Origin of the sequence: Fulvivirga sp., assembly GCF_040220315.1 — a bacterium.
In the GTDB taxonomy this organism is placed as follows: Bacteria; Bacteroidota; Bacteroidia; order Cytophagales; family Cyclobacteriaceae; genus Fulvivirga.
Window position 1 is genome coordinate 1 of sequence record NZ_JAVJUY010000047.1, and the last position, 7,310, is coordinate 7,310.

Here is a 7,310-nt window from a genome sequence, read left to right on the forward strand (position 1 = left end):
GTTTTTATTATTTTATTGATCACCAATTTGCTTGACTCAAGTAACTCAGGTGAACTCAAAAATTCCTTCACTACCTTTTATAAAGACAGGTTGGTGGTGGAAGGCTACATCTACAAACTTTCTAACGCTTTTAATGATAAAAAAGACCTGATATTAAACCCTGGTTTTAAACAGAATCAAGAACTGAGTTATGAAAATGCATCTTTGAATATTTCCATCAATAAGCTGATTAAACTTTATGAAGGAACTATCCTTACAAAGGAGGAGGAACGCTATTTTGAACAATTAAAAACTGATGTAAATAGGCTGTATGATTTGGAGAACTATTATTTATATGATGGAAAGCCTGTACGCACTTTAGAATTGGAAGCACATTTTCCAAAACTGTTTACTGCCCTCGATAAACTTTCAGAAATTCAATTAGAAGAAGGTAAAAATATTATTGATAATTCTTCACAGTTATTGGCATCTAGCAACCTTACCTCAAAGTTAGAAATATGTCTGTTAATAGTTGTGGGGCTAATCATTCAGGCCATTATTTTCAGTGCCAAATCACTAACGCCACGGATTAATCAAAAGGGCCATTTAAATTAGGCGTACTTATTCTTTCGGAAATGGTAGCTTGTGCTGCCTTAAAAAGCTCAGCATGTCCCAATAGCCTCGTTGAAATTTAATTTTTCCATCCACAATATGAAAGAAACCGCAACCTCTCAGGCCTAACGGATCTTTCCATTCGAGAATAGCCCATTCGCCATCTTCAAAAATGTTTTCTACAATGCAAACCATCTCAGCCGTGGCAAATTCTTCTTTAAACTTTTGTTTGATTGCTTCCTTTCCCATTATTGGGTCTTGATTTACCTGATGGTTAATGGCATCATCATGGTAATACTCAGCCATGGCATTGGCATCAGCAGTATTAAAGCTTTTAACCCATTCTTTAAGTATATCGCGAGATTTCATCTACTCCATTCTACAAACAGCAATCTCCTTTCTGCCAACAGAAGGATTTTTGGTGAACGCACTTCCAATATTACCGGATGCCAGTATTGTACTTTTATTGGCGCCACCATCAAGGTGCACTTTAATGTGGCCATCAAAGGTTAAAAGATCATTGTAGGTTATTAGTGTCTCATCGTTTAGTCGGTTAAAAATGGTTACACTCTTACCAGATGAGCCTCGTACCGGTAATAAAAGTTTAGCAACTTCGGCATCTGCCACAGAAACATCCCCATAATGTAAATGAGCCGGATGTTCAATAGTCCCTTCTGTTCCGCTTAGCTGAATGAACAATTCTATGTTAGAATCTCTTCGCTCTCTAAATGTAGCCGTGCCTTGCACAGGAAAGTCGGAGGATTGAACCAAATCGTAAGTCACCTGATTGCCTGTGTAATCAGATACTTCTTCATCTTCATTGCATGCAGTAAACCAAACCGCTATCAACAGTATAAATAATCTTTTCATCGTGTTAGATAATTAAATAATAAACGCTTTTTATCCCGATTTGATTCATACCAAATATAACGACATTTAACCAGATCTATTATATGCCCAAATCGCAATACCAGAAGGTGCAACCTTTTTATCTTTCTTTAGTCTTATATATAAAACACAAACAACATGAAACTCAAATTAACATTACTGGCAGCATTAATTTCGCTGGGTGTATATGCTCAGGAGAAAATAGAAAAGAATTTTACAGGTATTAACAAAGTAAAGCTAGCCACTGGTTCCGGTGATTGCATCCTTAAAAAGTCGTCCGATAAATCTGTGAAAGTAGTTTTAGAACATTTTTATGATACCGATAAATACTCACCCACCATTGAACAACAAGGAAGCACTTTGGTCATTAAAGAAGAAAGTAGGGGTAGTTACAGTGGTAAAAGTCCTATTTGGACAATCACTATACCTGATGACGTAGATGTGCGTATGAATACCGGATCTGGAGACATGATGGCCTCTGGTTTAAAAGCTTCGATAGATATGAATGCCGGTTCTGGAGATATTGAACTAAAAAATATGAGTGGCGACTTAAGAGTTAACACCGGATCTGGTGATCTTATGGTTGACAAATACGATGGTGATTTACGAGTGAATACTGGTTCTGGCAACATGGATGTAACCACCATTAATGGAGATATTAGGCTTAATGCAGGCAGTGGAGATATTTCAATCAGAGGAGCAATTGGTGGTATCTATGCCAATGTAGGAAGTGGGGATATTAAGGCCGATGATATTGAAGTAACTGATAACAGCGGGTTTAACTCGGGGTCTGGAGATGTAGAGGTAGCATTAACAAAAAGTCCTATGGCGAATGTTAATGTGAATAGTGGAAGCGGTGATGCTGAACTAGATTTTAACGGAAACGATTTTGTAGGAGAAGTTGTAATGAAAGCCGATAAGAAAAGAGGAAGAATTGATGCACCGTTTAGTTTTGATACTGAGGAAGAAGAAGAGGAGTCTTACGGAGAAGTGACCCTTAAAAAGACTAAGAAATTTGATAACAGTGGAATAGAAATTAATATTGGCACCGGCTCTGGTGTAGCGAGTATTTCTAAGTAAGAGTTGTTTTTAATCAAAGCCAGACTGTATTAATTTGTAGTCTGGCTTTTTATTTGGTTAATAACAATGCGCTACTTAATTTGAGTTAAACTTGTTTTTATGTGTAAGTTGAAGATTACTCTGATCGCTGGAGTTATTGTCAGTATAATATTTTCATGTGAAAAAGAGAAAAAGATTAGCTCTATTAATCCGGTAGTTTGGAGTAGCAGGATAGCCAATATCGGTAATCAGGATTCTCTAGAATCCGGATCAACTTACCTATCAGTTTATTCGCAAATTTATAGCCGCTCAGAAGATATTATCCTCGATTTAACTGCAACGGTAAGCATTAGGAATACGAACAGAAATGATACAATCTTTATTGATCATGCTGAGTATTTCAATTCCGAAGGTAAATCTTTAAGGAAATATTTTAATAAAACCATTTATGTGGCTCCTATGGAGACTGTTGAAATTGTTATTGATCAGTATGATAAAAGTGGCGGAACTGGAGCAAATTTTATTTTCGATTGGAAGATTAAACCCGGCTCAAACAAGCCACTTTTCGAAGGCGTGATGATTTCTGCTAGTGGCAACCTAGGCCTGTCTTTTACAACTACTGGTCAACATATTAGAAAGTAAAAAACCTTACCAAGCTTTTAAAGCTTAGTAAGGTTGTGCTAGGTTATTTAATTCGATACCGGAAACCAACATAAGCCATACGACCAAATATCGGCCCCCAGATTAATGAACTATCGAAGAACGCTCCAAAAGGATCATTAGCCGCTATGATAGCATCTTTTTGCTGATAGTCAGTTACATTTTCCATTCCAACATATACAGCCCAGCCCTTATCAAAAGTTTTGGTTATTTGCGCATTCATCAACACAAAATCTTCCGAATATTCTGACCTTCTGAATTCTTCAGGGTTGGTTCTGGTATTTGGTATCCTTTGTTCACCAGTCCATTGAACCGTGTAATCAAAGGCCCATTTATTTAAAGTTTCATATTCAAGATTTAAAAAAGCACGATTTTGCGGGAACAACGGTTTTTGTAGCTCACCTATATTGTAATCTACAGTTACATCCAACCAGCGATAAGCCATTCTCAAATCTAGTCGTTTGAGGAGTTCATAGTCTACCTGAAATTGGAGGCTATTCGAATAGGAATCACCAATTAACGAAGTAAATACAGCTTCTTGTGGGTTTCTGTCTAAATCAAGAATCACCTGATTATCAAATTTGGTATGGTATATATCGAAGTTGATCACCCCATCGCGGTAATTCAATCTAAACTCCTGAGATACATTCAAGCCAAAATTCCAGGCTTTGTCCTGTTCAAAACCATAGCCCATGTTTGTTTGTAAATTCTCAAACAAAACGGTTCTTGAACTTGCCAATACTGAAGTATTTTCACTGATGATATTGGCAGTCCTGGTTCCACTGCCGGCAGATAGTCTTATAGCAGTTGTTTCGAACGGAGAATATTTAACATGAATTCGTGGAGTAAATATTTCCCCAAAAAGACTATTGTAATCTAATCTGGCACCGGCAATTACAATCAGATCATCCAAATTGTCATATGTGTACTCAAAGAAACCACCTGTAACATGTTCGGTCCTGTCGAGTTGCAATGCATTTAATCCTTCATCAATATGATTGTAAGAATAAGAAAGGCCTGTCTTAAACTTATGTTTTGTATTACCAATAATCGATTGATAAATAAGATTGGAGTACACATAATCTTCATCGGCATCATAATTATTTAAACCAAAATAGCTATTGAAGTTTTGTTTGTAGGTGTTGAACTGAAAACCAAAGCTTTTATATTCTTTACCAGAAAATACATGTCCCAATTTACCAAAGCCTTCGTATTTGGTGCTGCTCAACTTAACACCATAAGGATTGGATGAGGTTCTTTCCATATCTTCATCAAAAGAAGTTTGTCCACCAATTTTATTGTCTTCCAAAACTTTCACACCAAACTGACCCAACCAACCTTTTTTACTTTTGTAAACCCATCGATTAACAAAATTCACTTGATCCGATATAGGAAAATCTAAAAATCCATCATCGTTATTATCCATTTTGGTGGGTCTGATGGAACCATGTAAAAGTGTTGTAGTGGCCCATTTTTCACCCACGCGCTGTGTGTAAATGGTATTAAGTTCAGTTCTGCCAGATTGGTTTACATAGCCATTAAGGAACAGTTTATCGCTTTCCTGAGGTTTTTTTAACTCCACATTAATCTGACCTGCAATACTCTCATGTCCATTCACAACAGAACCTACTCCTTTTGTTACCTGGATTGAGTTAATCCATGAACCCGGAATAAAAGTTAGGCCATAATTTGAAGACAAACCCCTGAGGCCTGGCATATTTTCTACACTAATCATCACATTAGGGCCTGAGAGCCCCAGCATTTGAATTTGTTTTGTGCCTGAAACTGCATCTGTAAAAGATACATCTACAGAGGGGTTCGTTTCAAAACTCTCTGAGAGATTACAACATGCCGCCTTAAAGAGCTCGTCTTCACTCATCTCAAGAGTGTTGATTCCTTCCAGATAGTTGATCCCAGAACTCGGTTTCCAGCCTTCAACAACTACTTCATTAAGGGTTGTTTCCGGGTTAAGCGTAACGTTAATGCTGGTCTGGTTGGTAATTTCAATAGTATCACTGGCGTAACCTACAAAACTCACAATCAGTTTTTTGCTATCTTCAGTTCGATCGATGAAAAAAGTACCATTCTCCTTGGTAGTTGTGCCTATGGTAGTACCTTGCCAATAAACATTGGCTCCAAAAAGTGGCTCCTTTTTACCAGACTCTTCAGTAATAACTACACCAAAAAGTGATTGGCTAAATGAAATGTTAACGAAGGAAGTCAGCAGTATTAGAGTGAGTACTATGTGATAATTACCTTTCATGTTGCTCCTCGCCATTTGGTCCATGTGGATCATGATCACGGTACAAACAACAGAAGGGCAGGTCAGAATACACCAAGTCTTCAGTTTTTATCAAATCAGTATCATGCCCTGCGGCAGCAATGGCTTTGTGAACTTCTTCGGCACTTATTTTATCTTCTCGATAAGCAATAAAGAGTTTCTTTGTTTTTACATTCCACTCGGCATACTTCACGCCATTTTGAGCCATAATGGCTGTTTCAATTCTTCGTTTGCACATAGAGCAATTTCCAGAAACGCTAATGGAGTCTTCAACTACTTTTTGTTGCGAGTAGGAGGTGTTACTTATAAAAAGTGCTATTGTTATTATTAATATATTTTTCATTGGTTTAAAATTTAGAATACAAAGAGGATTGCCAAGGATGCTTACCCTTGGTATTGTTGTAATTAACTCTAAAAATTAACCGTAGAAAGTAAAACTATGCGTGGTAATGTAGATTGGTTCCTTCACCAATTCGGGGGGGTCTGGCAAATCAGCAAATTGAGATTCGTCAGTTATGTTTAGTAAGCTTTCATACTCCAGCTGAAAGTAGCTTGGAACGAACAGAGATACAGTATTGGCAAATGATTTTGTCAGCGACTCTGTTTGATGCTCATCTTCGATGCTTAAAATCTCAGTTTCATCATCGCAGCAGGGCATCTTTCTTTCATCAGACGTAGAGCAACCATCAGCTAATATGGAGTAATACTCAACATTAATGGCTCTACCCATGCAATAGTGAGTGCTTTTAGTAACCCCCACTGATAGCAACAGATAAATAATGGCAATATGTGTTAAAAACAGTTTACGCATTAGCCATTTAAACGAAGATTAACAATTTTTTGTTCACCTTTTGCAAAGGTAAGGATAGAAAGCCATAAAATTGAGGAGCTATGAATAGATTTGCCCTATTGCTGATGGTTTTTTCTTTCTTTTTCAAAGGTTGTTCTTTGAACAATAGCAATTCAGACAAAAATGAAATGATCATCTCTTTACCTGTTGAAGTAGGGAAAAACCACTTACCTTATTTATTTCAGGACTTAGAACAGAATGTCTATTTATCGTGGGTAGAAACAATTGAAACAGATACCTCAGAGCAGTCGGTTTTTAAGTATGCCAAGCTTTTGGAAGATAAAAGTTGGAGTACACCAAAGCTAATAAGTGGTGGCACTAATTGGTTTGTTAATTGGGCGGATTACCCAATGATTGCCACCTTTAAAGGGGAGAAGATAATAGCCCACTTTCTTGTAAAAAGTAGTGAGGGAACTTATAGCTATGATATCGCTATAAAAACCTCTCAAAATTATGGTAAAAGTTGGTCTGAGTCTACTTTAATTCATGACGATGGCAAGGAAGCTGAGCATGGCTTTGTTTCCATGGTACCTTATGGTGATAATTATTTTATAGCCTGGCTGGATGGCAGAAGTACATCGATGGTAGAAGGGCACTATGGTGAGATGACAATTAGGGCAGCTGTTGTTTCTCCAACCGGAAATAAAATACAGGAATGGCAGTTGGATGACCGTGTTTGCGATTGTTGTCAGACAGCCGCTGCAATTACTGATAATGGGCCTGTGGTAATATATAGAAACCGATCGGAAGAAGAAATTCGCGATATCTATATTACCCGTTTTGTTAATGATATCTGGACAAAACCTGTGGCAATCTACAACGACAATTGGGAGATTATGGGTTGCCCGGTAAATGGACCGCAAATAGCGGCAGAAGGTAACAATCTTGTAATTGCATGGTTCACTGCTTCTCAGGATGCCCAGGTAAAATTAATTTTCTCTGAAGATGGTGGTTCTACGTTCTCAAAACCAATTAGAGTGG

9 protein-coding genes are annotated in these 7,310 nt (G+C 37.5%); 4 read left to right on the top strand and 5 right to left on the bottom strand.

All coding sequences use genetic code 11. The annotated features are described in order from the left end of the window. On the top strand, positions 1–594 hold a 594-nt coding region (locus RLO81_RS01685), incomplete at its 5' end, for an MCP four helix bundle domain-containing protein (RefSeq protein WP_350106289.1). A gap of 6 nt (positions 595–600) precedes the next feature. Here the strand turns inward: RLO81_RS01685 and RLO81_RS01690 are convergent. Together RLO81_RS01690 and RLO81_RS01695 are read right to left on the bottom strand one after the other, a co-directional pair. Next, positions 601–960, bottom strand: coding sequence for a nuclear transport factor 2 family protein (locus RLO81_RS01690; protein WP_350106292.1), 360 nt, complete (start codon positions 958–960; stop codon positions 601–603). Further along, on the bottom strand, positions 961–1,461 hold the full coding sequence (locus RLO81_RS01695; protein ID WP_350106295.1) for a hypothetical protein: 501 nt from the start codon (positions 1,459–1,461) through the stop codon (positions 961–963). Positions 1,462–1,617: 156 nt separating this feature from the next. Between RLO81_RS01695 and RLO81_RS01700 the strand changes: the two genes are divergently transcribed. Both RLO81_RS01700 and RLO81_RS01705 read left to right on the top strand, forming a co-directional pair. Next, entirely contained in the window at positions 1,618–2,559 is a 942-nt protein-coding gene (locus RLO81_RS01700; RefSeq protein ID WP_350106298.1) for a DUF4097 family beta strand repeat-containing protein, read from the top strand. Positions 2,560–2,658: 99 nt separating this feature from the next. Beyond that, complete coding sequence (locus tag RLO81_RS01705; protein ID WP_350106301.1) at positions 2,659–3,180, top strand: DUF3124 domain-containing protein; 522 nt, start codon at positions 2,659–2,661, stop codon at positions 3,178–3,180. Positions 3,181–3,223: 43 nt separating this feature from the next. Here the strand turns inward: RLO81_RS01705 and RLO81_RS01710 are convergent, their stop codons facing one another. The 3 genes from RLO81_RS01710 to RLO81_RS01720 all read right to left on the bottom strand — a co-directional run bounded on the left by RLO81_RS01710 (position 3,224) and on the right by RLO81_RS01720 (position 6,290). After that, positions 3,224–5,461, bottom strand: coding sequence for a TonB-dependent receptor (locus RLO81_RS01710; RefSeq protein ID WP_350106304.1), 2,238 nt, complete (start codon positions 5,459–5,461; stop codon positions 3,224–3,226). After that, positions 5,451–5,822, bottom strand: coding sequence for a heavy-metal-associated domain-containing protein (locus RLO81_RS01715; RefSeq protein WP_350106307.1), 372 nt, complete (start codon positions 5,820–5,822; stop codon positions 5,451–5,453). The genes RLO81_RS01710 and RLO81_RS01715 overlap by 11 nt, the downstream gene beginning before the upstream one ends. A gap of 75 nt (positions 5,823–5,897) precedes the next feature. Then, the gene (locus tag RLO81_RS01720; RefSeq protein WP_350106310.1) at positions 5,898–6,290 is read right to left on the bottom strand and encodes an HYC_CC_PP family protein; all 393 of its coding nucleotides are present in this window, start codon (positions 6,288–6,290) and stop codon (positions 5,898–5,900) included. Between the two features lie 80 nt (positions 6,291–6,370). On the opposite strand from RLO81_RS01720, the gene RLO81_RS01725 reads away from it, so the two are divergent. Then, a partial coding sequence (locus tag RLO81_RS01725; RefSeq protein ID WP_350106313.1) for an exo-alpha-sialidase occupies positions 6,371–7,310 on the top strand: 940 nt, incomplete at its 3' end.